This window comes from Methanoregula formicica SMSP, from assembly GCF_000327485.1.
In the GTDB taxonomy this organism is placed as follows: domain Archaea; phylum Halobacteriota; class Methanomicrobia; order Methanomicrobiales; family Methanospirillaceae; genus Methanoregula; species Methanoregula formicica.
On the sequence record NC_019943.1, the window covers coordinates 208,486 to 234,006 of the forward strand.

Below are 25,521 nucleotides of genomic sequence, written 5' to 3' on the forward strand. Positions count from 1 at the left end.
CTCTCCCCCGACCATCTCAAAGGATAAGTTTCTGGAAAGATTATCTATACGCATGCAGGGATCAAAACCCATACAAAAGACAGTTCCTTTTTCCAAGCTCCAGATTGAGAAGCTGGAGAAGGAATACCCCACGCCGTTCCATATCTACGATGAAGAGGCGATCCGTGCCGGATCGCGACGGTTATACAAGGCATTCTCGTGGGTAACAACGACAGACGGGAAAGCGGGCGGATTCAAGAACTACTTCGCGGTCAAGGCCCTCCCCAACCCGTACATCCTTCGTCTCCTGTACGAGGAGGGTATGGGAGCAGACTGCAGCTCGCTCCCCGAGCTCCTGCTGGCCGATGCTGTCGGGATCAAAGGAGAGGAGATTATGTTCACCTCCAATGATACGCCGGCAGAAGAGTTCATCCAGGCAAAAAAACTGGGGGCAATCATCAACATCGACGATATTACCCACCTTGACTTCCTGGAGAAGACCGCGGGGATCCCCAAGCTTCTCTGTTTCCGCTACAACCCCGGGGACGACTACAGCCACGGCAACCCGATCATCGGCAATCCGAGTGAAGCGAAATACGGGCTCACGCACGATCAGATCCTCAGGGCATACACAACCGCACAGCAGAAAGGTGCAACCCGTTTCGGCCTGCACGCTATGATCGTTTCCAACCAGCGCGATGAGGAGATTCTTGCCGATGCAGCCCGGCTGCTCTTCAGCCTCGCCGTCGAGATCCATGAGAAAACCGGCATCCGGGTGGAGTTCATCAACCTTGGCGGGGGTATCGGCATCCCCTATTCTCCTGTCGATCACCAGGTGGACATTGAGGACTATGCACGCAGGGTGCACGGGCACTATAAGGAGATCATTGTCAAGAACGGTCTTGCGCCAATACGCATCGTCATGGAAAGCGGAAGGGCGGTGACCGGACCGTACGGCTACCTGGTCTCCCGTGTACGCCACGTTGCGAAGAAGCATCGCGATTATGTCGGGCTGGACGCGTGCATGGCAAACCTGATGCGTCCCGCCCTCTATGGCGCTTATCACCATATTACGGTGCTGGGAAAAGAGGACCGTCCCCTGGACCACGTGTACGATGTGACCGGCAGCCTCTGCGAAAACAACGACAAGTTCGCAGTCCAGAGGATCCTTCCCGAGATCAGCTCAGGGGACCTCATGGTTATCCACGACACGGGAGCGCATGGCTACGCGATGGGGTTCAACTACAACGGCAAGCTCCGGTCTGCCGAGTTCCTGATGCAGAACGGTGGTACATTCAAACTGATCCGGAGAGCAGAGACCGCAAACGATTATTTTGCCACCCTGGACTTTGAAGGATCGGACTTCTCCGGCCTTGCACGGAACAAGGCAACCTCCCCTCCCCAGGTAGGGAACAAAAAATAATATGATACGGTGCAGGAATATCCCTGCGATACCGTTTTTTACTATTCCGCAATAGTGCCAACCGATGCCTTTATGGAATGGCACAACTCTCCAGAACAGTACGCAACAGCCGGGTATGGCAGGGGTTCCGCATGGAAATTCATTTCAGCAAACTGTACGAGAACGGCAATGATTTCATCGTTATCGATGAGCGGGAGCATACCGTTATTCCCGATGACATGAAAGGGCAGTTCGCAGCAATTTACTGCGACCGGCGCTTCGGTATCGGGGCTGACGGGGTGATCTTTCTCTCAAAATCGGAGAAAAACGATCTCCGGATGCGTCTTCTCCAGCCCAACGAGAGCGAGGCTGAAATATACGGAAATGGTATCCGCTGCCTTGCCAAGTACGCGTTCGATGCCGGGTACGTGAAGGAGACCTGTACCGTGGAGACTCTCGCCGGCGAAATAGCAATTTCAATGGGGTACAAAGAGGACACATTTGCTGCAACCATCACTATGACACCGCCAAAATTCGACAGGAACGATATTCCTGCCACCGGTTCGGGAGAGTACAATGAGACCATCGAAGGCTACGAAGTCCATGCCGTGAACACGGGTGTCCCGCATGCTGTCATCATCGTTGACGCCGTTGATGCTGTTGATCTCGGGTCGATAGCCCCGAAGATCTGCCACCACGCCAGTTTCCCGAAAGGTGCGAATGTAAACTTTGTCGAGCGGACCGGCCCAGACAGCATCCGGATCCGGACATTCGAGCGGGGCGTGGAAGATGAGACCCTGTCATGCGGGACTGGCGCAACGGCTTCAGCAGCCGTAGTCCACAAACTGGGACTTGCCGGTGATGTCGTGGATGTCGAGACAAAGGGAGGGCCGCTGACGATCTCCCTGAACGATGGCGGGGCGAAGATGGAAGGCCCGGCTACAACGGTCTTTGCCGGCAGGATTATCTTCTGATCCCGTTCTATCGTTAATCGTACTTCAACCGAACAGGGCAAGGGTTGCCTGGCGCGGGGTTCCTTCAAAGGCCAGGTACGGCATAGCCCGCTTCAGGCAGGCCGCGTCCATATCCAGATCATCAGGACCACGGATCCATCGATCCTCCCGTGATGCAATGATGGTGCGTGCGGTGGTTGGACCGATACCCGGGACCCGGATCAGATCAGCGAAAGAGGCTGAGTTCAGGTCAACCGGATCGCTGCCGCGGGCAAGGAGTGCTTTCGGGTCGTCATTGGGGAGAATCCCGTTGTCGTCCAGGAGAGGGAGAAGTTCCTTTCGTGAAAAGCCGTATTCCCGTATGAGGCTGTCGACCTGGTACCAGCGTCGCGGTCGCCACGCAGGTGTGCTTTCATGGGAGGAAAGCCGGGTCTTTGGCAGGGAATGGAAACCGGAATAATAGATCCGCGACGGGTGCATCTGCCCGTAGAGCGAGGAAATGCAATCGAAGATCTCCCTGTCGGTTTCCCCCGCGGCCCCAATAACGAGCTGTGTCATGAAACGTCCCGGAGCAGCATCGGCGATCCAGCCGATCCGCTTGATGATATCGTTCGCATAGTCCTTGATCCCCGACAGGAACCGGAGCCGGCTCTCCCCGGTTGTCTCGACATTGAGGCTGATGCAGTCCGCAAGCCGTGCAGCCTCACGGATGTCATCACGGCTCGCCCCGGGAAGGACCTTCAGGTGCAGGTACCCCGGGTAACCCCGGCCTCTGAGGATCCTGGCCGTCTCGATGAGCCCGTCCATCACGTCATCGGTGTCGTGTGGCACTCCGGAACTCAGAAAGAGCCCTCCGGTAAGGTTGTTCCGGTACTGTTCGTGGACGATCTCTGCCAGCTCATGGGGCGCAAACGAGTGGTGCGAACGGTCGAGACGGACCGAACAGTAGGCGCAGTCATACGAACAGCTGCCATGGAGGAGCACCTTGAGCAGCCGGTTGCACCCGGCTGCGTGCGGGTTGCGGGTGATGCAGATCTCTGTCGAGAGCTGCTGCATACACTCCCCGGGAACACAGATGTCATACTGGCTTTGTGATGTCAGCCGGGCCAGCTTTCCTCCGCATCCGGTCATCACTCCAGCTCTGATGGGGACTGGTTAATAAGTACAGGGTTCGGGGGGCGAAAGTGGGACGACGGTATCGTCCCCTTGCCGTAAAAGAGGTTCCTGTCTGCTCAGGGGTCTTACTTCTCCCTGCCTGAGATGTCGCGGGAGATATTCAAAAACTCCTTCACTGTCCCGTCATGGTCGCGGATGATGCGGGTCGTTGACTCAAAGAGGATGTACTGCCCGTCCTTATGCCGGAACCGGAATGTCGATATGATGGTTTGTTGTCCGGTTTCGTAAATCCCGTGGAGATCCTGCATCACGCCCGGAAGGTCATCGGGATGGATCATGGGAAGGACAGACTTCCCCAGTACTTCCCCCGGCTCATACCCGAGGAGTGTCTTTACGGAGGGGGAGGTGTACAGCAAAACACAGTGCGGATCCAGCCGGTGAATAATGTCCACGCTGTGCTCAGCGATGAAACGGTTCTTCTCCTCGTTCATCCGCTGCTCCTGCTCGGCGACAACGCGCTTTGTGATGTCACGCGAAACACCGAGCACGGACGTGATGTTGTCCGTGGCGTCTGAAATGGGCATCAGGGCATGGTCGAACCACAGGATTTCCCCGTCAGGTGTTGCCATGGGGCTCTCGCTCCTCACGGGCTCACCAGAAGAAAAGACCTGCCGGAGTCCCCTGAGCTGGCCAGCAGAGACATCGGAGGGGAAGAATTCGCTTCTTGGCTTTCCTATCATCTCATCCGGGGTAATATGGTGGAAAGCTGCCGCCCGCCGGTTGACGTAAAGTACCCGGTCATCGCGGTCAACAACGAAGATCATGTCCTGGGATGCCTCTGCAAGGGAGCGGTACCGGGCCTCGCTCTCCTTTAACGCAGCCTCGATCCGGTTGCGTTCCGTAATATTACGGACAAAGCAGACCGAGATCTCCTCTTTCTCGCGCGTCACATAAACCGAACCGATCTCTACCTGAATGATAACGCCATCCTTTCTCCGGTGCCGTGTCTGGAAGAACTGTTTTTTATTCTTCCGCAGGTCCGCAACCGACTCCTCCCACCTCCCCGGTGAAAAGTCCGGGTCGAGATCGAATACAGTCATTGCCATCAGTTCCTCCCGCGAATACCCGGTCTCCCGGCAGGCAGCCTCATTGACATAGAGAAAGTTTCCCGCCATATCCATCCAGAAGACCTCGTCGTATGCGCTGTCGATGGAGGTCTTCATGAGCCGGAGCTGGGCTTCGACCTTCCGGCGCAGGGTAACATCCCGGATTATTGCAAGGGCTACGGTTCTGCCCTTGAATTCGAACAAATGAATATTGAGCTCAACGGGGATTCTTTGGCCATCTTTCGTAAGGAGAATTGTCTCCGCTGTAATGTGGCTCTCTTCCATCAGTATGCGGGCATTCGTACCAATACCTGTCGGAGAGTCCGGGGCAACGAGATCCCGCGGCGTCATCATCAGAAGTTCTTTCCGGGTGTACTTCAGTTTCCGGCAGGTAGCATCGTTCACCTCGATATAGGTTCCATGCTCCCTGGTTTCGGTGAGCCCGTGTAACGTGATCATGTCGCTGGCATTGTTGAAGAGGGCACGAAACTTTTCTTCGCTCTCGCGGAGGAGAGCTTCCCCGTGTTTCCTGTCGGTGATATCCTCAAAGATGAGGGAGGCTCCCTTCTGCCCGTTTGTAAAGACGATGGGAACAATGCGGTACGAGAAGGAGCGTTCGCATGAGGGAAGGTCCAGTTCGCCCCGGGAGGGTGTCCCGGAAGTTCCCTCCTGGATGGATGCGAGGAGCCGGGGATAGTTGTTATCGAAAAAGGAAGGGATCTTGGTGAACTCGATATTTTTTCCGGTAACTTCTTTCTCCTCTGAGCCGATGAGCCGGACAAACGGTCCGTTGAGATACACAATACGGAGGCCGGCGTCTACCTGCATCACGAACTCGGAGGAGAGGGAGAGGACCGAAGAGACCGGCAACCGCTCGGAGAGGCGGTAGATCTTGGCCATCCCGAAATGGCGCATCTCGACCTGCCCGGAGATGAGAAGGTTGTCAAGGTAACGGCCTGCGGTGTTCCGGTTGATATCGATCTTTTTTACAATCTCCGTGATACTGAGCCCCTGCGGGTTCTTCCGCAGAAGATTGGTGAGCCTCGCAGTGATCTCCCTCCGCAATGCCATGTGCGAGGGAACTATTCTGCGTCTCACGATATAATTGTTCCAATCTTACGGGCGTTATGAAAAACCGTGGAATGTAGCGGAAGGATGGACAGATGCGAAGAGAAAGAACCTATCGGACACTGATGCCGTCTCCCGTGATCTCGTATTCGAAGGATGCACCCTCCGGGCGGGATCGGTGCTTGACCAGGCGCGCCCTGCGCAGTCCCGGCTTATCCGTTTTCTCCAGGCGTACGATCACCTTGGAGATGTGTTCCAGTGCCGTCCCCCCAAGGCCGTAAAAGGTGTTCTTGATGGTATCCATGTACACCTGGTTGGTGATGATGACCGGGATCTCGTACCGCTTGGCATAGCCAAGGAGGTGGATCATCTGCCGGGTGAGCGCCTGCATGGCATCGCGGCCCTTCTCAAGGTCGGTGCGGTACAGGGCCGTGGCCGAGTCGATCGCGAGCAGGCCCGGCTTGTGCGCTTTCAAGACCTTCTCCACCTCGAGGATCATCGATCCCTGGTGCTCGAAATCGACCGGCTCGAAGAGGAAAAAGCGCTCCGCAATCTTCTCGGTGTCTTCACCCGCGATCTGCCGGAACCGTTCGGTCGAGAATCCCTCCGAATCGATCCAGGCAACCACATGGCCGGCCCGGAGGCAGGCTATCGCGGCAACGAGACAGAGCGTACTCTTGCCGCTCGCGGGCTCACCGTAAAACTGCGTGATCGTTCTGAGCTCAAGCCCGCCGCCCAGCAGGGCATCGAGTGCTGCATTCCCGGTGGTTCGTTTCTCGGTCTTCATGGGTCTGTTGTCTTTTCCACATTGGGGCTGGTATCCTATAAAGCCCGAATACCGGGTTATTCCCGGCCGGAAACGGGCCCCTGTTTTTCCCGCAGGTAGCAGATGGTCCCCTCTTCAGCCCCGACACCTGAAGGGACTTCATCAGTCCTGACAAACCCGTTCTTCTCCAGCACCCGGATGGATGCGGTAAGATGGGGATAGGTTGTTGCAATGATCCCCCGTATGCCTGGAAGGGAGAAGATGACCGGGATGAGTGCGCCGACGGCTTCGGTTGCGTAACCCCGGTTCCAGAACTCTTCCAGCACCGAATACCCGAGAACAGCGGTATTCGGGTGCCCTTCTGCCGAAAGGATGCCTCCGTTTCCGATAAGTATCCCTGTCCCTGTTGCCGTATCGTCGAGCACCCAGTACCATGCGGCAAAGAGTGGTTCTGCCGGATCCTTCATCATCCGGAGAAACTCGCGGATAACTCCCTCATCCATGAGCGGCTGCGGCCATCCCGCCGGTATCGTTGCATCAAGAAGAGAGGAGAGTTGCTCCCTGTCGTTCAGGTCCGCTTCAAGGATCTCCCGGGTTGCCGGAATGAGGGATAGCCGTTTTGTTTGCAGGGGCGTTTTCATGGGTATATGCACTGACCGGGGAACACGATAACATTTCCAAGATTTTTTGGAAGAAGTGGGGGTTATTTCCGCACCTGCTTCCAGGCCGTCTCCTCAATAATCCGGAGCACCTCACGAACCGGGATACCAACTTCAGAAGAAAAGATCCGCGCCGGCTCGAACTCCGCCTTGAGCATGTAGACCGAGCCATGCATCCACCCCAGTTTTACCGGACACTTCTTTGTCGTTCCGGCAATCTCCACCTCGATCTCTTCAACCGTCCGCTCCGCGATGAACCGGTGGACGGAAGGTATGCAGCGGATGCCCAGCGTCCCGAGCTCCATGGCCATCAGTTCAGCGATCTTCGTGCTCGTCTCCGGTAGGCAGATCACCCGGATCAGGTAGCCCGGCCGGCCTTTCTTCATGACGATGGGGATTGCGCTTGCATCCCTTGCGCCGGCATCCATGAACCGGGCGATCGCGTGGGCGATCACCTCGCCGCTCACATCGTCAACATTCGTTTCGAGGATATCGACCGTGTCCTCAGGGTTCCCACTATTGGTGCCTGTTGTCTCTACAACCATCGCACGTAACACGTTGGGCGCATGGGCCGGGTCCCGGGTCCCGGCCCCGTAACCGAGGGCTTTGATGGTGTATGCCGGTAACTCACCGGGAGCACCCGCGGCTGCCTGGAACTCGGCCAGGAGTGCAGCACCGGTGGGGGTGCAGAGCTCCCCCGCGTGTACCCCGGAGATCGTGGAGAGATTCGCATGCCGGAGGATTGCCGCTGTTGCCGGTGCAGGGATGGGGAAGGTGCCATGGGATCCGGTGCCGGTTCCATGACCGAGCGTAACTGGCAGGATATGGACCCGGTCGATACCAAGAGTGTGGAGAGCGGTGCAGGCCCCGACGATATCCGCGATTGCATCATCGGCCCCGATTTCGTGGAAGTGGACGTGGCCGCCATGTACCTCTTCCTCTGCGGCATTGATCCGTTCGAAGACCCGCCGGGCCATCGCCAGCGCCGGGACATGGGGAGCGGCAGTATCGAGACGCTCCAGCACCTCTGATAGTGTGCGATGAACAGGCAGGGCTTTCGTCTCGATCCGGAGTGCCTGGATCCCGGCCCGGGTCACGCGGGAGATCTTCGGCTCCGCTACCACGGCCTTCATCGCCCGCACGACGATATTACGGTCCGCCCCACAGTCCAGCAGGGCAGCGGTGATCATGTCTCCCGCTGCACCGTGGAAAGGGTCGAGAATGAGGACTCTCATTATCAGTACTTATAAATCCCTGCGTATATGACCTTTAAGGTAATGCCAGAAGTGCAATTGAGGGTGGATTCCGCGTACCCCGGCGACCAGGGCGGCGGAAAGGCCCGGCTGGATCCCGAGACAATGCTCGCACTCAAGATCTCGCCCGGCGATCTGGTCGCGATCGAAGGGAAGCGGAAGACCGTTGCCAAGGTCTGGCGGTCGCTTGTCGAGGACTGGAACCAGAAGAAGGTTCGGATCGACAACTTCACCCGCCTCAATGCCGGTGCCAGCATCAACGACACGGTCCGGGTCGCAAAGATCGCAGACGAGATCGAGGCAAGGCGGGTGGTGCTTGCACCCCCGGAGGACCTCCCGAAGAAGATCCCGATCGCAAACAACCCGCACGTTGTCAACGGCCTTATCGACTTTCCGGTGGTGAAGAACGACACCGTCCCGGTGATGCTCGGCCTGCCCTTCATCCAGCCGCAGATCGTTGGCTTCAAGGTCGTTGAGATCGAGCCCGAGGAAGCGGTGATCATCACCAAGAATACCTCGATCGAGTTCTCGGACAAACCCGCGGCAGGGTTCGAGGGTGTCAAGCGCTTCTCGTACGAAGATATCGGGGGGCTCAAGGACGAGCTCCAGCGGCTCCGGGAGACCATCGAGCTCCCGCTCCGGCACCCGGAACTCTTCCAGAAGCTCGGGATCGAGCCGCCCAAAGGGGTTCTCCTGTACGGCCCGCCCGGCACGGGCAAGACCCTGATCGCTAAGGCCGTTGCAAGCGAGAGCGGTGCGCACTTCATCTCGATTGCCGGTCCGGAAGTCATTTCGAAATATTACGGGGAAAGCGAGCAGCGGCTCCGCGAGGTCTTCGAGGAAGCCCGCGAGAACGCGCCCTCCATCATCTTCATCGATGAACTCGACTCCATCGCTCCCCGGCGCGAGGAAGTGACAGGAGAAGTCGAGCGCCGGGTCGTGGCCCAGCTCCTCACCATGATGGACGGCCTTGAAGAGCGCGGGCAGGTCGTTGTCATCGGCGCAACGAACCGTGTTGATGCCATCGATGCAGCGCTCAGGAGGCCCGGCCGGTTTGACCGCGAGATCGAGATCGGCGTGCCGGGTGAGCCCGACCGGATCGAGATCATGAAAATTCATACCCGGGGCATGCCCCTTGCAGAGGATGTCAGCCTTGACGTCCTCGCCCAGCAGACCCATGGGTTTGTCGGGGCGGACCTTGCAGCCCTTGCCCGCGAGGCGGCAATCCGTGCCCTCCGGCGCTACCTGCCTGAGCTCGACCTTGATGCAGAGGAGATCCCCGAGGAGGTGCTTGACAAGCTCAAGGTTCTGGCAAGCGACTTCCGGAGCGCCCAGCGTGATGTGGGCCCGAGCGCCATGCGCGAAGTGATGCTCGAGGTTTCGCACGTGGGCTGGCAGAACGTTGGGGGCCTCGATTCTGCAAAGACCGAGGTGAGGGAAGCCATCGAGCTCCCGCTCACCGACCACCAGAAGTTCGAGGATCTTGGCATCGAACCCCCGCGGGGAATCCTCCTGTACGGTCCGCCCGGCACGGGTAAGACCCTGATCGCGAAGGCTGTTGCAAGCGAGAGCGGTGCAAACTTCATCCCGGTCCGCGGCCCCCAGCTCCTCTCCAAGTGGGTGGGTGAGAGCGAACGGGCTGTCCGCGAGGTCTTCAAGAAGGCCCGGCAGGTCTCCCCCTCCATCATCTTCTTTGACGAGATCGATGCCCTTGCCCCGGCCCGTGGCACGAGCAGCGATTCGCATGTAAGCGACAATGTCCTCAACCAGATCCTGACCGAGATGGACGGGATGGAAGAGCTGAAAGATGTCGTTGTCATGGGCGCAACCAACCGCCCGGACATCGTTGATCCCGCCCTCCTTCGCGCAGGCCGGTTCGACCGCCTTGTCTATATCGGTGAGCCCGGCATTGAGGACCGGAAGAAGATCATCCGGATTCACACGCGGTTCATGCCCATCGAAGGTTCGGCGCTCGATGAGGTCGTGCAGATGACCGCCGGATTCAACGAGGACGCACTTGGCGAACTCATCGAGAAAATCGGGAGAGAAAAAGACGTCTCTGTTGCAGATTTTAAGGCAGCAACCACCCCGGTTACCGGTGATGGAGCGGGGCTTCCTGCCGGCCTGAGACGGAAGCGCATCCTGGAGATGCTCTCCGACAAGAAACTGGTCCTTTCTGATCCTGCCCGCGACAAGCTGGCCGCAGACCTTGCCGGTGCAACGGAAGGGTTCGTGGGTTCGGACCTTGAGTCGCTCTGCCGTGAAGCCGGGATGCTCGCCCTCCGGGAAGGAGTCGTCACCGTGGCAAGGAAATATTTCGATGAGGCCCAGAAGAAAGTGCACCCGACGATGAACGAGAACCTCCGGCAATACTACGACAAGATCCAGCAGCACTTCAAGGGCGGGCTCCCCAAGCAGGTCCAGCCGCCGGAATACCAGTAATTTTTTCATTTTCAATATTTCCCAATTTTCTTTTCAAAAATATTAGACAGTCAAGGATCCGAAGGCTCCCCTCGACTGAGGAGATCCCACCCCTGCCGGAAGTGTAATCTCCGTCGGAGAATAATCCTCATGGGAATCCCTCCGCACCCCGAATGGCCCATTCTCAAATCAGGCGTATTTTTCCGATCGGGGGCCATTTTGACCCCTCTTGATCCAGCCGGTATTTTTCAGGAACCATGAAATTGACGTATTCGACCGGATTACCAGTCATAAACTTCCGGAAACGTTTATTTTCGCCTCCGATTTTGGTGATTTTACAACGGTAGGTCGAAAATGCGCTAATAGAACCCTAACAGATCGCGAAAGTCGCCTGCGATCGGGCTATGGGGGGGTGTTTTGGCGGCCGGATCGAGCGATCGGGTGGCCGGAGAATTTCCAGCAGAAAAATTATCGGAACATCCTGAATAATTACCCGCTCACGAGCATCGCCACACCGATCAGGACAAGCAGCCCGGCAAAGAGGATCTGCAGGTTCCTGCCGGAACACGCGTGCGCAAACCGGACACCGACCCGGGCGAACGGGATGGTTGTTGCGGCAAGGACTGCGAACGCGACAAGGTCAACGTACCCGATCGAGTACGGCGGCAGTCCGCTCACACCGATCCCGTTGACCATGTACGCAATCATGGCCCCTGCGGAAGAGAAGATGAGGCAGGCCGAGGAGGTCCCTACCGCCCGGTGAATCGGGTACCTGAGCATGATGACAAGGATCGGTACCAGAAGGGCCCCTCCCCCAAGTCCCGTCAGTCCCGAGAGGATGCCGATGAAAAACCCGATCAGGAGATACTGGCCGGTGGTCCCATGGGGCTCGCAGACCGTGCAGTCGCGGATATGCCAGACCATCCGGACTGCCATGATCAGAAGGAAGATGGCAAAGAAAACCCGGAGCAGAAGGCCCGGCAGGTGAGCTGCAAGCGTTCCCCCAAGAAGGCCCCCGAAGACCGCGGCACAGCCCATTGGCACGGCCGCCCGCCAGTCCACCACCCCGTGTTTCTGGTGGGCGAGCGCGCCACTGATCATGGTGGGGATGATCACGGCAAGCGAGGTGCCAAAGGCGATCCGTGTTGCAAGCGTGGCGTCCATGCCGCCGGCAGAATAGAGCCAGAACTGGACCGGTGTCATCAGGGACCCACCCCCGACACCAAAGAGCCCCGACTCCGTTCCGGCGATAATTCCTGTTACCGTGAGGCAGGCATACTGGAAGAGGGGATCCATGAAGGGCACCGGATGTGTTGCAGAATTATTATCTCCCGGGTGTCAATAGACTAACGGGAAACACAGAATGGGAAAACCGGCCCTCTTGATCATCGATATGCAGAACGATTTCGTTTGTGAGGACAGCCCGTACCGGGTTGCGGGGGCGACAGCCGTTGTCCCGAAGATCCAGGCAGTTCTTGCAGAATTCCGGAAAAGGAACCTTCCCGTCTTTCATATCCTCCGTATCCATCGCCCGGACGGCTCCGATGTGGAGATCATCCGGCAGGAGAAATTTAAAAAGGTGCCCTTTGCGGTTGCCGGCACACATGGAGCAGCAATCATCGATGAACTGGTACCGCGGGAAGGAGAGTACATTCTCACAAAGACACGGATGAGTGCGTTCATCGGCACGGAGCTTGACCTGATACTTCGGACGCTCGGCATCACGAGTGTCGTTGTCACCGGGATCCAGACGCCAAACTGCATACGGACAACGGTCTTCGACGCGATCGCATACAATTACCCGGCCATAATAGTCGATGATGCGGTGGGTGCGGCGACAGAAGAGATCCACCGGGCCAACTTGCGTGACATGGAGAATATCGGCGTCCGTGTTGTCAAAAGTACCGACATACCAGAGCTGATTGGCTGAAAAAAGAACAATGGGTTTAGAAGATTGAGGGCGCCGGATTCTTATTCGCAGTAAATATCACTGGCCCATTCTTCGATGATCTTTCTCGGGGGCCGGCCGCCCCGGTGGTGTCGGTGCTGCTGGGAGGAGCGGGCGCATCCCCCCTCATCCTCACCTGCCTCGTTGTCCTCAGGTTTTCCTCCCGGTTGGGCGGGCGTCTCTTCCTGCTGCGGCCGCGGGGGATGATCCCTCCGGAAGTGGTGGCGCTGCCCTCCCGGGTGACGGCCCTGTGACGGGGCACGGTCCCTGCGGTCATGCCGTCGCCGCTGCCCGGACTGCTGCTGGCCCGGCTTCTGTTGCGCCTGAGGATCCGCCTGCCGCGATCCTGCTGACTGCTGCTGCGGGGCATCCGGGCGGGATTCTGTCTTCTGTGACTGGGTTGTCTCTTCCGCCATGATTGTCCGGCAGATACATCGGGCCAGAGAGAAGAAATAGTTTGGCATCGCTGCCCGCTCTGCTGCTTTCACGGGGAAACGGAGAACAGATAATGAACAACTATATACATCAGCACCCAATTTTGTAAAAGCGGACGTTATTGTATGTCCAATGTTACCACTCTCCTGGATGCAAAGAGCGTTCCCGAAGCCAAGGCTGCACTCATCTGCCCGTCGCGGAACGAGACGTACAGCTACAAGATGTTACGGGACGAGATGAACCGGGTCGGCGCAGGCCTCCGCTCGCTCGGGATCAGGAAAAGCGACCGGGTCTGCATCTACCTTGACAGTTCCCCCGAATACCTGATCAGCTACTTTGCGATCTGGAGGATTGGTGCTGTTGCAGTACCGACTAATATCGTTTATCGCGGGGAAGAGCTCCTGCATGTCCTGAATGATGCCGGTGCAATCGCGGTCATCACGGACCGGCAGGATGCCCCGGTCATTGCCGGGATACGGAAGAACGCACCCAACCTTGTCCATGTCATCTGTATCGGGGGAGCCTGCGATGGCACGGTTGCCTGGGAGTCATTCCCCCCCGCCCCCGCGAACATGCGGGCCGAGAACTGCTCGACAGAGGATATCTGCCATATCCAGTACACAGCCGGGACAACCGGAAGGCCGAAAGGTGCGATGCTCACGCATGGCAACTGGATGACTGCACTCGATACGGAACGGGACGCGCTCCGGCTCCGCCCGGTTGATACCTACCTTGGCATCTATCCCATGGGGCATGTCGGGCTCTCGTGGGGTCTTTCGGTGATACGGGCCGGCGGCACCTATGTCATGATGGAGCGGTTCGATCTCGAACGGTATCTCTCTCTTGCGTCATTGTACGAGGTGACGATTCTTGCCGGCATGCCCCCGGTCATCCATTCGCTCGTCCATGCAGCGCCCGGGACCGAGGAGCGGCTCCGCCATGCCCGCGTGATGATCTCAGGGGGCGGGGGGCTCCTCCCCTCTGTCTGGGAAGCATTTGACAAGCGCTACCATATCCCGGTTGCAAACTCCTACGGGCTCTCCGAGACGATTGTCATCGGTTCCGGGACAACAACGCTGCCCGAGTATCCCCACCTTACCAAGAATTTTACGAGTGTCGGCGTCGCGGTCGGGTACACGGAGATCAAGATCGTGGATACGGGTGATCCGGAGAAAGAACTGCCGCACGGCGAGAGCGGGGAGATCGCCCTTCGCGGGCCTGCCGTTGCGAAGGGGTACTGGAACCTGCCCGATGCTACAAGGGATGTGTTCCGGCCGGACGGCTGGTTCCTGACCGGCGACATCGGAAACCTGGACGCAGACGGGATCCTCTGCATCACCGACCGGAAAAAGGACATGATCATCATGTCGGGCTGGAAGATTTACCCGACTGAGGTAGAGAACGTGATCGTCCGTCACCCGGCCGTTGCGGATGTCGCGGTCTTCGGTGTACCGGATGAACGGAAAGGGGAGTTTGCGGTTGCAGCAGTTGTTCTCCGGCCCGGGATGAGCCTGGGCCAGGCAGAGTTCGATGTCTTTTGCCGGGAACGCGTGGCAGGGTACAAGGTCCCGCGGAAACTGCTGATCGTTGAATCGCTCCCGCGGGTCCACGGCTGGAAACTCCTGAGGAGGGACCTCCGGCAAAAGTTCGGCGGATCGGGCGTATAATCCGATTTGGCGTGATATTCTGCGACAAAACGCCCCGAAAGCCCACAAACTTTTTAACCAGCAATTCAATAATACTGTCCGGTGCAACCCCCGATGGCAGCCCCGACTGACACGAGAAGCCGTATCCAGGATATTGCCATTACCGGAAGGTCGAAGAAGCGGACAACCGGCATTGTCGGCCTGAACCTGCTCCTAGACGGCGGCTTTCCCGAGGGGACTCTTGTCATGATCTACGGTACGCCGGTTGCCGGGCTCGACCTTGCCGCCCTCCAGTTCTGGAAGGCCGAGGGCGGGGAGGAAGGTACGTACTTCATGAACGATGGCGATGTTGACATCGACATGATTGATGCAGCCGATCTTCATCCCGAGATGTACCTGCCGCAGATGGCGGGAGGCCGGATCGTGGTGGATTCGCTTTCAGCTATCATCCTGAAGTACGGGATTGACGTGGCGCTCAAGTTCCTCAGGCTCGCCCGCGAGGATATGAAGAAACGCGGGGCAAACCTGATGTTCATTGTTTTTACCGGCATCCACTCGCCCATGGAGATGACCCGGCTGATGCGTGCAGCCGATGTGGTCATCGAGTTCCGGAACAGCGTCCAGCAGGCGGAGATCGAGCGGACACTTGCAGTCCAGAAGATCCGGGACGCGGCAGCCCCCCAGCGGCTCCTGCCGTTCATCATCACCGATAAGGGTATCGAGGCCTCGACCACGTCAAGAGTGGTGTGAGGATAAACCGGTATCCCGGGCATTCTTTTTTTAGGAAAAAGGGTTATCCCATTCTCACCGGAAACGGGTAGTTCTGGTCGATCACGGTATACTGATCGCCAGATGTCATTACGAGTACAACAATTACCCGGTCGGTACCAAGCGTCCCCATCTGCGTGATGCTGGTGCCTACCACCGGATTGTCCCGGAACTGCTGTTCCGTAACACAGTCCGATCGGATCATCGTCACCGTCATCCGCTGTACCATACCGTTCCCAAGGCCGCCATCAAACCGTACCGTGATGGTCGGTTCGTCGGTGATCGTGTTCCGGTCTACCGTGATACTGACATCTTCGTACGCCGGGAGTGTCTGCCGGGGACCGGGCGTCAGCGAGCAGGCGGTTGCTGAGGTTAGGGGCAGGGGTGTTACGATGGTCTGGGATGTAGCGGGAGTCGTGCTGTCTGCGGATGGGTGAATGCAGCCGGCAAAGACCAGGAAAAGAACGACAAGAACGGGAAGGGCAAACCGATAGCGAGCTTGCATGACAGATAATCCCACCCTGAAATGGTTAAGTTTTATGCGAGAACCGGAAGGTACCAGGAACGTCAGAGCGCCAGCCGCACTTCCTTTGCAGCTTCGCACATGTTCTTGAGCTTCCAGTAGGCAGCTTCGCGGGTCCGCATCCGCATACCGCAGTCGGGATCGATGAGAAGGATCTTCGGGTCGAAATATTCAACGGCCTTCTCGATCCGTTTCCGGATCTCCGGCACGGTCTCGACCGTATCGGTTGTCGAGTCCACGCAGCCGTACCCGAGCATCTTGCCGGTCAGGTCCCGGCGCGAGAGGATGTCGAGGTTTGCCTGGTTCTTCGAGAACTCGAAGTCAAAGACACCCACGTTGTATTTCAGGATCTCGTCGATAACATTGGCGATGTTCCCGCAGACATGCATGCAGACCGGGATCCGCACGGACGATGCGATCATCTCCACGGCCTGCTTTCCGGTAGCAAGGTCGGCGACACCGGTCGAGAGGATCGGCTCATCGATCTGGAGCACCGCAGCCCCGGCTGCCTCGAGGCTCCGGGCCTCGACAACAAGCGCAGCGGCAAGGTCGAGTGCCAGTTCTTCCTTGTTCCGGTACATCGGGGTGCTGATATGGAGGCCGTGGGCGAGCGTTGACGGGCCGGTAACGATCCCCTTTACTTTCGGGAACTTCGAGATCGCGTATTTGGTATCCGTCACGGTGATCGCGGAAGCAGCAGGCTGGATCTTCCCGACAACTTCCTGCCCCTTAATGCCCGGAAGCTTGCCCGCAAACGCACCGATCATGTCGCCCCGGACCTGACCGTCAGAGATGATATCGATGCCGGCCCCTATCATGTCGGTAACGGCCGTCTCGACGGCACTACCCAGCGGGTCGAAGAGGCTCTTGAAGCCGCCTGCCTTGACCACCGGATAACTGCCAACAACCGTGGTTGCGAGCACTTTGTTGATGAAATATGCCTTGGACATGGGAAACGGCTCCGATCGTACAGATCGATTGACCCGGAAGGAAAAATAGTTCGTGGTCGGGTGTTACGGCACGAGCCGGTGCATGTCCCGGGGGAAGAGAACCGCCTCGCGCACGTTAGAGAGCCCGAGCATGGTCATGACCAGCCGATCGGCTCCAAGACCCCAGCCAGCATGGGGGGGTATGCCGTACCGGAACGGCTTGAGGTAGAACTCGAAGCTCTCGGGATTGAGACCCTTCTGTTTGATCTGCTGCACGAGCCGGTCATACCGGTGCTCACGCTGGGCGCCGCTCGAGAGCTCCATCCGCGGGTGCATCATGTCGAACGCCTTACAGATCGAGGGGTCGTTCTCGTACTGCATGGCATAATAGGGCCGGATCTCGGATGGCCAGTCAACAATGAAATAGTGACCGCCCATCTCGGCACCGATCGCCCGTTCTGCTGCCGGGCTGATGTCGTCGCCGTACTTGATCGGCTCTTCGATTCCCTTCTTTGCAATCTCGATGGCCTCCGCGTACGGGAGCCGGGGGAAACCGGCCTTCGGGACAGCAAAGTCCTCGACACCGATGTTGGCGATCTGGGCGCTGCAGGTCTTCTCTACGTACCCGTAGGTGTGGATGATGAGGTTCTCAAGGATGCGCATGACCTCGAGATGGTCGGCAAACGAGACCTCGATATCGATCGAGGTAGCCTCGTTGAGGTGCTTTGTCGTTGCATGCTCCTCGGCACGGAAGATCGGGCCAATCTCGTACACCTTCTCGCAACCTGCTGCCATCATCATCTGCTTGTAGAGCTGCGGGCTCTGGTTGAGGAAGGCCTCCTTGTCGAAGTAGGCGATCGGGAAGAGCTCGGTGCCTCCTTCTGTTGCCGCCGCCACGATCTTGGGCGTGGTTATGGCGGTGAATCCTGCGTCGTGGAGGAACTGGTTGATTGCATAGCACGCAGCGCTTCGGATCTCGAAGACCGCAGCAACACGGGGCCGCCGCACGTCGAGGAACCGTGCATCGAGCCGGGTGTCGAGCTCGGCCGGGACCTTCTCGGAGACATCGAGCGGGAGGGGGGTTTCGGCAAGGCTGATGATCTCGATCGATTCCGGGACAAGCTCGCGGCCGCCGGGCGCCTTGTCGATGGCCTTGACCGGGCCGCTGACCCGGACAACCGATTCCCGGGAGACTGCCTTGACCGCGGCAAGGACCTGTTCGGATACTTTCTTCTTCGGGATGGTCACCTGGATGATGCCGGTCCGGTCGCGGATCAGCATGAAGGCGAGTCCGCCGAGATCCCTGACCTCGTGGACCCAGCCGGCGATCTCGGCGGAACCGGATGCGGGGGTGACCTGTGCAATGGGCGTGCGCATCAAAATCCTATAACAATGGGCATCGGGAGGTAATGATGTTATTGTGGGTTCGGGGCTCAATCAGAAGTCAGGGATGGTTTTTCCTTTTCGTGGGTAACCGGACGCAGGAAACGAGAAGGATCTGCCTGGGATCTGACGAATCTGTCAAAAATCATCTCCTTCTCCTATGCCTACCAGTCAAATTCCATAACCCATATATTATTCAAAGAACCCCACTTAGGTGAAGAATCATGACAGAACCAGAAAAATCCAAGGAGCCGCAGGGCACGAAGGGCTGGAGTACCGGCACCAAGGCGCTGGTCGGCATCGTTGTACTCATCCTTGTCCTTGCCACGCTTGCGGTCTTTACCCTGACCGTTGTGGTTATGGGATCGCTTACCGGGAGTTCTCTCCCCTACACGACGAATTACCGCGTCACCCTGCCGGATGGCGAACCGGTGACGATCGGGAACAGCCGCATCCTTGTCGCCTCCTATGACAACGAACTGTTCTGTGATGTTGACGGAACAAAGGAGAAACTCGTTGTCGGCCAGCAGCGCGTCATCGGCCCCGGGCACGCAAAGGTAACGGTGATGGGTCTCCCGGTCATCGAGACGGATTTCCAGATCACCCTCACCTATCTTGGCTCAACCGGGAAAAATGCGAACTTCGATATGAGTGTCAAAACATCGACACAGGTGCCGGAGATGGTGATCCGGCATATCATCCCCTCCAGCATGAATGCCCAGCCGGTATAATATCTATCCTCTCTTCTTTTTCCGGTTTTCCCGGTTACGGTACGACCTCGCGGTTAATGACGGCTGACTCTCTCCGCGATGCCCGATTTACTGTATAACGACTGATAACAACGGGAAGATCCTAGTATAAAACCACAAACATAATGCAGGATCCCCTCGCACATTCTCCTTCATGAAAGTAAAGAGACTGCACAATGGGATAAGCAGGCAATTGCCTCTTGTTTTTCTGTTCGTGTTCCTGGCATTCTCATTCCTGAGTCCGGCAGGGGCAGCCGAACCAGCGAAGGCCGGGCCATTCTTCACACCGGTCGAGATCAATACGACCAATACCTCCCTGGATCCGGCTGCCCTTCCCCCGGAGTTCCGGGAAACCCGGGAGCAGGTAGTTGTCAAATCCGAGCTGAACGAGACCGTTCTTGCAGCCCCCAAAGGGGAGATGGCCGCCGGCCCGCGGTCTATTGGTTTCTCGTTCGATCCCCTGGTGATGGCAGCAGCAGTAATTGCCATCGTGGTTATCGGGGCCGGAATTCTGTATTACCGGCGGAAAAATTGCGATCAGGAAGAGAAAGTATAATCCTGCAGCACAATCAGTTATCCTGAAGGCAAACCCATGGTTTTTCCCCCGGCACTCAAGAAACAACAAGTGCTCATAGCACTGGCAGTCGGTCTCTTTGCACTGTTTGCGCTCTGGCTCCGGCTCGTCCCCCTGCTCTCAATAGGACACAGCGACCTCATCAGGATGGTTGCCATGGACGATCCGTTTTACAACCTCCGTCAGACGGAGTCGCTGCTTGCCAACTCCCTGCAGTATGGCTGGTTCGATGCCATGACCCACTATCCGTTCGGGACAAGCATCTACTGGGGACCGGTATTCCCGACCATCATCGCCCTCTTCTGCCTGGTAACCGGTTCGGCAACACGCCCGGAGATCATCGGCACCGCTCTCCTGGTGACCCCATTGCTTGCGGCTGCCACGGTGGTCCTGATGTACTATGTGGGCAGGGCATTTGGCGACTGGAAGACCGGTGTTCTGGCATCGGGGTTCTCTGCCATTATTGCCGGGCAGTTCTTCACCGTCTCGATGTATGGTTACATCGACCACCATATTGCCGAAGTGTTCTTCTCAACACTCTTCTGCCTGCTGTACACCGGTGCGGTACTGTCGGCGAAAGGTGCAGATATCGATATCCGGGACGTGAAGACCTGGGGGAAAACCGCGGGCCTCGCCGGTCTTGCCGGGGTCGGATATCTCCTCGGCCTCTTCACTATGCCGACAATGATCCTGTTTGCCCTGATTGTCGGCCTTTTCACGCTCACCCAGTTCGTTGTTGATGCTTTCCGGAACCGCACCAGCGAGTATCTCGTTGTCATCAACGGGACGGTCTTTCTCACTGCAATAGCCGGGCTCCTGCTGTTCGGGCTGAAAGACCCGGGAATGGGTCTCTCAACGTATTCCATCGGGCATATCTACGCGTATCTCACCCTGATCGTCGGAACAGGAGTGTTGTACGGTCTTGCCTGGCTCCTCAAAGGAAAAAACCCGTGGTATTACCCGGCCACCCTTGCGGGGTGCGCATGTCTGGTCCTTGTCCTCCTCTCCCTGCTGTTACCCGAAGTCTTCACCATGTTCATCAACGCCGTTGAACAGTTCTTCGGGCAGCAGGCGGTTACCGAGACCGTCGAGGAGGCCATGGGCTGGTCGGAGGGTAAAGCCTGGCTGACATACCATTACGGTCTCATCCTGTTTGCCGGGGGAGTTCTTGTGATGCTGTACAACAACTGGATCGATGAGCACCCCCATCAGGTCTTTGCCCTTGTCTGGTCGCTGGTCATGCTCATCTCCACCTGGCAGCATATGCGGTACGAGTATTATCTGGCCATCACCATCGCCCTCATGGCAGCGGTCTGTGTCGCATTCGTTGTGGAAAAGGGGATGCCGGTGATCTCCCCGTTTGTACGGCGGACCAGATCCGAGCATTCCCCGGCAGTATCCGCCAGCATTGAGAAGGAGAAAGCCGGCAAGGGAAAGAAGAAATCTTCCCGGGGATCCAAAAAGCGTACCGCAGCACGCTCCGGAACGGACGCGGTCCTGATTGGGCTGGTTATCGCCACCGCTCTTGTTGCGGCCCTGTTCTGCTATTCTTCCGTTTCCACGAATTACTCGGTCGTCTCTGCCCGGGGGGACAACCTCATCCCCGACTGGCGGGAATCGCTTGATTGGCTGGGGAACAACACCCCAGATACGGGTGTCGACTACCTGAAGATATACGATCAGAAGACCTTTGCCTATCCTGAACAGTCGTACGGTGTCATGACCTGGTGGGATTACGGCCACATGATCACGTTTATCGCAAAGCGGATCCCGAACGCCAACCCGTTCCAGCAGGGAGTGGCCGGACCCGACGGGGCGGCGGCGTTCTTTGTGTCAACATCGGAGTCCGGTGCCAGCAGGATCCTTGACAACCTGCATACGCGCTATGTCATCACCGACAGCCTGATGGATACCGCGAAATTCCCGCCTATGGCAACGTGGTACAACTCCTCGGTTAAGGAAAGCCCCTACATGGAATACCTGTACGTCCCCGGAGCCGAAGGGTCCGGCATGGTAGAGGCCCGGCTCATCTATACGCCCCTGTACTATCACACTATGGTATCGCGCCTCCACAACCTTGACGGCTCCATGGTGCAGCCGGCGCGTATTCTCTATATCGAATATTCCGACCCGGGCATCACCGGCCTGTCGTTCCCGCTCATCGTGAATGCAGAAGAGATGGATACCGCGAATGCCACTGAACGAGCCCGGACCTTCAACAGCCAGGCCCGGCCCGGCTACCATGCAAAGCTGATCAGTGTCTCACTCCTCTCCCCGGCCGATACGGTACCTGCGCTGCAGCACTACCGCCTTGTCCACGAATCTCCTACCAACAGCCTGGCATCGGATTCTGCTGACCTGAAGTTTGTCAAGACCTTCGAATATGTGAAGGGTGCGCATATCCGGGGAGACGGGATTATTGCGGTACCCCTGATCACGAATACCGGCAGGACCTTTACGTATTACCAGGAGAGCACGGACGGGGAATTCATTGTGCCGTATTCGACAACTGGTAACGAGTATGACGTCAGGGCCACCGGAAAATACCAGATTATCGCAACCGGCCGGGAATTCGATGTCCCGGAATCGGCAGTCATTGAGGGACTCACCATTCATTAACCGGGGTCTGGACAGATCCCTGCCCCCCTTACCCCCTTTATTGAGAATATGAAACGAGCTCCCGGCCCCTTGCTCTGTATTCTCGCGGATCGCGTTGTCGTGGAAAACAGGACGGGCACGGGATTTTTTATACGGTTCTCCTTAGTTCTTTCCTTCCGGGCCCGTAACCCTCTCATTACACGATGACTTACGGAGCATCTGGAAAATGATGGACCCCACGGCCAGCATCGAGACCCCGATGATCAGGTACACGATGAGGCTGAAGTTCTCTTTGATAATAGGCAGGCCCCCGAAGAAGAATCCAACAAGAGTGAATGCGAGGACCCAGAGGACCGCTCCAACGATATTGTAGGTGAGGAACCAGCGATAGCTCATTTTGCCCACGCCGGCAAGGAACGGGGCGAAGGTCCGGATAAAGGGGACGAACCGGGCGATCACGATGGTGATACCGCCATACCGTGCAAAGTATTCACGCGTCTTGTCAAGGTGCTCGGCCCGGACGAAACTGCACTTCATGTCCAGGACTTTCATGCCGGTTGTGTGCCCGATCCAGTAATTCACGGTGTCCCCGAGGATTGCCGCGGCGAGGAGGACAACGATCAGGACCTCGATGTTGAGGTAACCGGCCCCGGCGAGGGTTCCTGCAACGAAAAGCAGGGAGTCGCCAGGAAGGTACGGCGTTACCACGAGGCCTGTCTCGCAGAAGATGATGGCAAACAGGATCGGGAATGTCCAGAAACCATAACTCTCGATGATCCCCGGAAGGTATTTGTCGATGTGTAACACGAGGTCGAGGAAAACAAACGGCAGATCCATTTCCATTATGTTTGGCCCGGCAGACAATAAATGATCTATTATCTGATTAACGAGCATGCGTTTTCCGGGCAGTGTCCTGCAGGGAGTACAAGGGGGGAAGGGCCACTATTTTAGGATTGGCTGCCAACGGGTAATGGAGCGTTTGGGGAAGCAGATGGGTATTGACAGCGACGTTGAGATAGAAATGTACGGGCGCATGATGATTGCGCTTGGTGCGATCGAGGACTGCCGGGAATTTGCCGCATTTATTCCGGAGGTCCGGACCAATATGGCGTATGCCAGTCCGGGAGCAAAAACCCCTGCCGATGTGCTGGCAATTGAGGGGCGGATCACGGTTGTCGGAGGGATGCCCCACGCTGCCGGGCGGCCGCGGTTCGGGGCATCGGGCCACCTAGCCCGGTTTGTTCTGGGGATCATGCAGGATCACCCGGAGATCCGGGTGGCAATCAATTTCTCCTCTCCTCCGGATCTTATCCAGTGGCTTGAGTGGTACTGCAGGCAGAAGGACTGGCCGTTTGCTGTGATTGACCGGTCTGAAGAGTCCACAGGGGGGCGGAATATCGAGGGGTCAACGATGTCATGGAAAGCTGCAGAAGCGATCAGGAAAACCGGTGATCGTGCCCCGAAGATCATCTGCGACCGGGGGGATTTCGGGAAGGAGCCAGTCAGCGTGATCGTTGGCCCGGAGCCGATCAGCACGGTAACGGAACTCCTGTCAATCGTCCGTGAATATTCCCGCCGCTGATGCAGGCTCCCGAAGCTCTAACGACGGGCTGAACCGGAATACCTTACACCTCATCGTATTAAACAAATCCTTTTTTATAGTCTGCACATACACCTTTCCACATCTCAGGAGAGGGATCTGACCTCATGGAACTGGATGAACTCACCATCAGCAGGGCAATTCTTGCCTCGCAGACGAATGTGCTTATCAATCACTTGGAACTCGATGCTGCGGTGGTTGGTGGCGGGCCGGCCGGGCTTACCTGTGCAGCGCTCATAGCCGGGCAGGGAAAAAAAGTCGGAGTCATTGAGAAGAAACTCTCGGTTGGCGGCGGGATGTGGGGTGGCGGGATGATGTTCCCCCGGATCGTAGTGCAGGAAGAAGCACGCCGCCTCCTCGACCTCTTCGGCATCCGGTACACTCCCTTTGAGAGCGGCTATTATGTTGCCCGGTCAGTGGAGGCGGTATCCAAGCTTACCGCAGCAGCCTGCGATGCCGGGGTCGAGTTCTTCAACCTCATGTCGGTGGAGGATGTCATGATCAAAGCCGACAAGCGAATCAGCGGGCTGGTCATCAACTGGACAGCAGTCGAGATGGGAAAGCTCCATGTCGATCCGCTGGTGATGGGTTCCCGTTATACTGTTGATGCCACCGGTCACGATGCAGTCGTGGCCCGTCTTGTCGAGAAGAAAGGTGGAGACATCCGGGTGAAAGGCGAAGGTTTTATGTGGGCTGACCGGGCCGAGACAAACATCCTGAACCATACAAAGGAGATATTCCCCGGACTCGTGGTTGCCGGTATGGCGGCGAATGCGGTTGCCGGCGAGAGCCGGATGGGGCCGGTCTTTGGCGGGATGTTTCTGTCGGGAGAACGTGCAGCACAGATCGTTCTCCGGGAAATGAAAGCATAACAATTCCCACTTTATCGCCACGCATTATCACGGTTGCATTTAACGGGATTCCCGTATTGCCTCTCAAGTGAAACAGTAGTTTTTCCATTCGTAAGAAAAAATGATATTTATACAGGGAGACAATAAGGAATAAAGTGGTTTTCATGAAGCATGAGAATGAACCAACGTATTCCTTTGTCATTCTTACGTTCGTCCTTATCCTCATCGATACCATCCTTGCATGGCTTTCCGTTACGGTGTTTCCAACCGTCGGGGGTGGGGTGATCTCGTGGGTGTTCATCGCCGTTGCCTTCATGATCCTCTTCACCCTCTGGTTCGGGGGGTACGGTGCGATCGCGGCCTATGTCGGGACCCTTGTCGGTTCAGGCCTGCTGGTGTCCGAGACCCTTGTCCACAACCCCCTCATCGCGCTCCTCTGGGCTGGTGCCGGCCTGCTCCAGGTCCTCATCCCGCTCGTTGCGGTCAGGAGTTTTGGGGTAGACCTGACCATGTCCAATCCGCGGGACTATACGTATGTTATTCTCTTTGCCGTCATCATCAACAACCTGGTTGGCGCTGCCTGGGCAGTCTTGACGCTCTCGCTCATCGAGACCGTATCGTTCACTACGGCATTTACTGCCTGGTTCATCGGCAATGGGGTGATCTGTATCCTGATCGTGCCCCTCTTCCTCAAACTCTTCACGCAGAGGGTACAGAAGAGCCGTCTGTTTGTAAAGACGTACTGGGATTAATCCTGGTTTTCAGACATCGGGGTTCTTCCGCCCCTTGTTTTT

At 57.4% G+C, this 25,521-nt stretch carries 23 protein-coding genes; 12 read left to right on the plus strand and 11 right to left on the minus strand.

Going from position 1 to position 25,521, the window contains the following annotated elements:
• Window positions 1-52: 52 nt before the first annotated feature.
• Together METFOR_RS01085 and dapF are read left to right on the plus strand one after the other, a co-directional pair.
• Window positions 53-1,402, plus strand: coding sequence for a diaminopimelate decarboxylase family protein (locus METFOR_RS01085; protein WP_015284263.1), 1,350 nt, complete (start codon window positions 53-55; stop codon window positions 1,400-1,402).
• Between the two features lie 131 nt (window positions 1,403-1,533).
• Window positions 1,534-2,355 (plus strand): diaminopimelate epimerase, encoded by an 822-nt coding sequence (dapF, locus tag METFOR_RS01090; protein ID WP_015284264.1) that lies wholly within the window; start codon window positions 1,534-1,536, stop codon window positions 2,353-2,355.
• A gap of 24 nt (window positions 2,356-2,379) precedes the next feature.
• On the opposite strand, the gene METFOR_RS01095 is transcribed toward dapF, so the two are convergent.
• The 5 genes from METFOR_RS01095 to larC all read right to left on the minus strand — a co-directional run bounded on the left by METFOR_RS01095 (window position 2,380) and on the right by larC (window position 8,284).
• Window positions 2,380-3,465: a radical SAM protein gene (locus METFOR_RS01095; RefSeq protein ID WP_015284265.1), complete on the minus strand. Its 1,086-nt coding sequence runs from the start codon at window positions 3,463-3,465 to the stop codon at window positions 2,380-2,382.
• Window positions 3,466-3,575: 110 nt separating this feature from the next.
• Window positions 3,576-5,627 carry a PAS domain S-box protein gene (locus METFOR_RS14335; protein ID WP_015284266.1) on the minus strand — a complete coding sequence of 684 codons (2,052 nt, stop codon included), beginning with the start codon at window positions 5,625-5,627 and terminating at the stop codon, window positions 3,576-3,578.
• Window positions 5,628-5,736: 109 nt separating this feature from the next.
• The gene (gene radB / locus METFOR_RS01105) at window positions 5,737-6,411 is read right to left on the minus strand and encodes a DNA repair and recombination protein RadB (protein WP_015284267.1); all 675 of its coding nucleotides are present in this window, start codon (window positions 6,409-6,411) and stop codon (window positions 5,737-5,739) included.
• 56 nt (window positions 6,412-6,467) lie between these two features.
• The gene (locus METFOR_RS01110) at window positions 6,468-7,031 is read right to left on the minus strand and encodes a GNAT family N-acetyltransferase (protein ID WP_015284268.1); all 564 of its coding nucleotides are present in this window, start codon (window positions 7,029-7,031) and stop codon (window positions 6,468-6,470) included.
• A 62-nt stretch (window positions 7,032-7,093) separates the two neighbouring features.
• Complete coding sequence (gene larC / locus METFOR_RS01115) at window positions 7,094-8,284, minus strand: nickel pincer cofactor biosynthesis protein LarC (RefSeq protein WP_015284269.1); 1,191 nt, start codon at window positions 8,282-8,284, stop codon at window positions 7,094-7,096.
• Window positions 8,285-8,326: 42 nt separating this feature from the next.
• Between larC and METFOR_RS01120 the strand changes: the two genes are divergently transcribed.
• Window positions 8,327-10,744, plus strand: a complete 2,418-nt coding sequence (locus METFOR_RS01120; protein ID WP_048110726.1) for a CDC48 family AAA ATPase — start codon at window positions 8,327-8,329, stop codon at window positions 10,742-10,744.
• A 468-nt stretch (window positions 10,745-11,212) separates the two neighbouring features.
• On the opposite strand, the gene METFOR_RS01125 is transcribed toward METFOR_RS01120, so the two are convergent.
• Window positions 11,213-12,019 (minus strand): sulfite exporter TauE/SafE family protein, encoded by an 807-nt coding sequence (locus METFOR_RS01125; protein ID WP_015284271.1) that lies wholly within the window; start codon window positions 12,017-12,019, stop codon window positions 11,213-11,215.
• A 67-nt stretch (window positions 12,020-12,086) separates the two neighbouring features.
• On the opposite strand from METFOR_RS01125, the gene METFOR_RS01130 reads away from it, so the two are divergent.
• Window positions 12,087-12,653, plus strand: a complete 567-nt coding sequence (locus METFOR_RS01130) for a cysteine hydrolase family protein (RefSeq protein WP_015284272.1) — start codon at window positions 12,087-12,089, stop codon at window positions 12,651-12,653.
• Between the two features lie 41 nt (window positions 12,654-12,694).
• Here METFOR_RS01130 and METFOR_RS01135 read toward each other — a convergent pair whose 3' ends face one another.
• Complete coding sequence (locus tag METFOR_RS01135) at window positions 12,695-13,159, minus strand: hypothetical protein (RefSeq protein WP_148277558.1); 465 nt, start codon at window positions 13,157-13,159, stop codon at window positions 12,695-12,697.
• A 72-nt stretch (window positions 13,160-13,231) separates the two neighbouring features.
• Here METFOR_RS01135 and METFOR_RS01140 point away from each other — a divergent pair, with 72 nt between their 5' ends.
• Window positions 13,232-14,773: a class I adenylate-forming enzyme family protein gene (locus tag METFOR_RS01140; RefSeq protein ID WP_015284273.1), complete on the plus strand. Its 1,542-nt coding sequence runs from the start codon at window positions 13,232-13,234 to the stop codon at window positions 14,771-14,773.
• Window positions 14,774-14,866: 93 nt separating this feature from the next.
• Window positions 14,867-15,502: an RAD55 family ATPase gene (locus METFOR_RS01145; protein WP_015284274.1), complete on the plus strand. Its 636-nt coding sequence runs from the start codon at window positions 14,867-14,869 to the stop codon at window positions 15,500-15,502.
• 43 nt (window positions 15,503-15,545) lie between these two features.
• On the opposite strand, the gene METFOR_RS01150 is transcribed toward METFOR_RS01145, so the two are convergent.
• The 3 genes from METFOR_RS01150 to aspS form a co-directional block, all read right to left on the minus strand.
• A complete protein-coding gene (locus METFOR_RS01150; RefSeq protein WP_015284275.1) occupies window positions 15,546-16,025 on the minus strand; it encodes a hypothetical protein in 480 nt (159 codons plus the stop codon).
• A 62-nt stretch (window positions 16,026-16,087) separates the two neighbouring features.
• Window positions 16,088-16,993, minus strand: coding sequence for a methionine synthase (locus tag METFOR_RS01155; protein WP_015284276.1), 906 nt, complete (start codon window positions 16,991-16,993; stop codon window positions 16,088-16,090).
• A 63-nt stretch (window positions 16,994-17,056) separates the two neighbouring features.
• Window positions 17,057-18,349, minus strand: coding sequence for an aspartate--tRNA(Asn) ligase (gene aspS, locus METFOR_RS01160; RefSeq protein WP_015284277.1), 1,293 nt, complete (start codon window positions 18,347-18,349; stop codon window positions 17,057-17,059).
• Between the two features lie 230 nt (window positions 18,350-18,579).
• On the opposite strand from aspS, the gene METFOR_RS01165 reads away from it, so the two are divergent.
• The 3 genes from METFOR_RS01165 (at window position 18,580) to METFOR_RS01175 (ending at window position 22,297) form a co-directional block, all read left to right on the plus strand.
• Window positions 18,580-19,086, plus strand: coding sequence for a hypothetical protein (locus METFOR_RS01165; protein ID WP_015284278.1), 507 nt, complete (start codon window positions 18,580-18,582; stop codon window positions 19,084-19,086).
• Between the two features lie 232 nt (window positions 19,087-19,318).
• Window positions 19,319-19,660, plus strand: coding sequence for a hypothetical protein (locus METFOR_RS01170; protein ID WP_048110728.1), 342 nt, complete (start codon window positions 19,319-19,321; stop codon window positions 19,658-19,660).
• A gap of 69 nt (window positions 19,661-19,729) precedes the next feature.
• Window positions 19,730-22,297: an oligosaccharyl transferase, archaeosortase A system-associated gene (locus METFOR_RS01175; RefSeq protein ID WP_233504421.1), complete on the plus strand. Its 2,568-nt coding sequence runs from the start codon at window positions 19,730-19,732 to the stop codon at window positions 22,295-22,297.
• A 141-nt stretch (window positions 22,298-22,438) separates the two neighbouring features.
• Here the strand turns inward: METFOR_RS01175 and METFOR_RS01180 are convergent, their stop codons facing one another.
• Window positions 22,439-23,113: a VTT domain-containing protein gene (locus METFOR_RS01180; protein WP_048111057.1), complete on the minus strand. Its 675-nt coding sequence runs from the start codon at window positions 23,111-23,113 to the stop codon at window positions 22,439-22,441.
• 154 nt (window positions 23,114-23,267) lie between these two features.
• Here METFOR_RS01180 and METFOR_RS01185 point away from each other — a divergent pair, with 154 nt between their 5' ends.
• From METFOR_RS01185 to METFOR_RS01195, 3 genes are all read left to right on the plus strand, one after another.
• A complete protein-coding gene (locus METFOR_RS01185; RefSeq protein WP_148277559.1) occupies window positions 23,268-23,858 on the plus strand; it encodes a thiamine-phosphate synthase family protein in 591 nt (196 codons plus the stop codon).
• Window positions 23,859-23,983: 125 nt separating this feature from the next.
• Window positions 23,984-24,748 carry a sulfide-dependent adenosine diphosphate thiazole synthase gene (locus tag METFOR_RS01190; RefSeq protein WP_015284283.1) on the plus strand — a complete coding sequence of 255 codons (765 nt, stop codon included), beginning with the start codon at window positions 23,984-23,986 and terminating at the stop codon, window positions 24,746-24,748.
• A gap of 143 nt (window positions 24,749-24,891) precedes the next feature.
• A complete protein-coding gene (locus tag METFOR_RS01195; RefSeq protein WP_015284284.1) occupies window positions 24,892-25,479 on the plus strand; it encodes a diguanylate cyclase family protein in 588 nt (195 codons plus the stop codon).
• The last annotated feature ends 42 nt before the right edge of the window (window positions 25,480-25,521 follow it).

Coding starts and splice junctions, on each gene's coding strand:
- METFOR_RS01085 (WP_015284263.1), top strand. CDS start 53: ATGCAGGGATCAAAACCCATACAAAAGACAGTTCCTTTTTCCAAGCTC.
- dapF (WP_015284264.1), top strand. CDS start 1,534: ATGGAAATTCATTTCAGCAAACTGTACGAGAACGGCAATGATTTCATC.
- METFOR_RS01095 (WP_015284265.1), bottom strand. CDS start 3,465: ATGACCGGATGCGGAGGAAAGCTGGCCCGGCTGACATCACAAAGCCAG.
- METFOR_RS14335 (WP_015284266.1), bottom strand. CDS start 5,627: ATGGCATTGCGGAGGGAGATCACTGCGAGGCTCACCAATCTTCTGCGG.
- radB (WP_015284267.1), bottom strand. CDS start 6,411: ATGAAGACCGAGAAACGAACCACCGGGAATGCAGCACTCGATGCCCTG.
- METFOR_RS01110 (WP_015284268.1), bottom strand. CDS start 7,031: ATGAAAACGCCCCTGCAAACAAAACGGCTATCCCTCATTCCGGCAACC.
- larC (WP_015284269.1), bottom strand. CDS start 8,284: ATGAGAGTCCTCATTCTCGACCCTTTCCACGGTGCAGCGGGAGACATG.
- METFOR_RS01120 (WP_048110726.1), top strand. CDS start 8,327: ATGCCAGAAGTGCAATTGAGGGTGGATTCCGCGTACCCCGGCGACCAG.
- METFOR_RS01125 (WP_015284271.1), bottom strand. CDS start 12,019: ATGGATCCCCTCTTCCAGTATGCCTGCCTCACGGTAACAGGAATTATC.
- METFOR_RS01130 (WP_015284272.1), top strand. CDS start 12,087: ATGGGAAAACCGGCCCTCTTGATCATCGATATGCAGAACGATTTCGTT.
- METFOR_RS01140 (WP_015284273.1), top strand. CDS start 13,232: ATGTCCAATGTTACCACTCTCCTGGATGCAAAGAGCGTTCCCGAAGCC.
- METFOR_RS01145 (WP_015284274.1), top strand. CDS start 14,867: ATGGCAGCCCCGACTGACACGAGAAGCCGTATCCAGGATATTGCCATT.
- METFOR_RS01150 (WP_015284275.1), bottom strand. CDS start 16,025: ATGCAAGCTCGCTATCGGTTTGCCCTTCCCGTTCTTGTCGTTCTTTTC.
- METFOR_RS01155 (WP_015284276.1), bottom strand. CDS start 16,993: ATGTCCAAGGCATATTTCATCAACAAAGTGCTCGCAACCACGGTTGTT.
- aspS (WP_015284277.1), bottom strand. CDS start 18,349: ATGCGCACGCCCATTGCACAGGTCACCCCCGCATCCGGTTCCGCCGAG.
- METFOR_RS01165 (WP_015284278.1), top strand. CDS start 18,580: ATGACAGAACCAGAAAAATCCAAGGAGCCGCAGGGCACGAAGGGCTGG.
- METFOR_RS01180 (WP_048111057.1), bottom strand. CDS start 23,113: ATGGATCTGCCGTTTGTTTTCCTCGACCTCGTGTTACACATCGACAAA.
- METFOR_RS01185 (WP_148277559.1), top strand. CDS start 23,268: ATGGGTATTGACAGCGACGTTGAGATAGAAATGTACGGGCGCATGATG.
- METFOR_RS01190 (WP_015284283.1), top strand. CDS start 23,984: ATGGAACTGGATGAACTCACCATCAGCAGGGCAATTCTTGCCTCGCAG.
- METFOR_RS01195 (WP_015284284.1), top strand. CDS start 24,892: ATGAAGCATGAGAATGAACCAACGTATTCCTTTGTCATTCTTACGTTC.